General features: G+C 78.6%; 1 protein-coding gene. It reads left to right on the forward strand.

Annotated elements, in window-relative coordinates:
• Nucleotides 1–3: 3 nt before the first annotated feature.
• On the forward strand, nucleotides 4–691 hold a 688-nt coding region (locus HW578_RS27330), incomplete at its 3' end, for a cysteine desulfurase family protein (protein ID WP_232479340.1).

The following is a 691-nucleotide window of genomic DNA, read 5'->3' on the forward strand; positions in this document are numbered from 1 at the left end:
TGCCTGGACGCCAACGCCACCGAGCCGCTGCGGCCGGAGGCGCGCGCGGCGGTGCTGGCCGCGCTCGACCTGGCGGGCAACCCGTCCTCGGTCCATGCCGAGGGCCGCGCGGCGCGGCGCGCGCTGGAAGATGCCCGCGCCACCGTGGCACGGGTGCTCGGCGCACGGCCGCAGGACGTGGTCTTCACCGCCGGCGGAACCGAGGCGAATGCCCTGGCCGTGCGCGGGCTCTCGGCCGGGCGCCGCGTGCTGGTGGGTGCCACCGAACACCCCGCCGTGCTGCGCGCCGCCCCCGAGGCCTCACTGCTGCCGGTGCTGGCCGACGGCACGCTGGACCTGGCGGCGCTGGAGGTCGTGCTCGCCGCTGGCGGACCGGCCCTGGTCTGCCTGATGGCGGCGAACAACGAGACCGGCGTGCTGCACCCGATCGCGCGGGCCGCCGCGCTGTGCCGCGCCCATGGCGCGCTGCTGCATGTGGATGCGGTGCAGGCGGCCGGGCGCGTGCCGGTGGCGATCGAGGGCGCGGACAGCCTGGCCATCTCCGGCCACAAGCTGGGCGGGCCCAAGGGGGCGGGGGCGCTGGTGCTGCGCGCGGGGCTCGATGTCGCTCCGCTGGTCGCCGGCGGCGGGCAGGAACGCGGGCGGCGGGGGGGCACCGAACCGCTGCCGGCCATCGCAGGGATGGCGGCGG

It is taken from the genome of Roseomonas rosulenta, assembly GCF_016106005.1.
Classification (GTDB): domain Bacteria; phylum Pseudomonadota; class Alphaproteobacteria; order Acetobacterales; family Acetobacteraceae; genus Neoroseomonas; species Neoroseomonas rosulenta.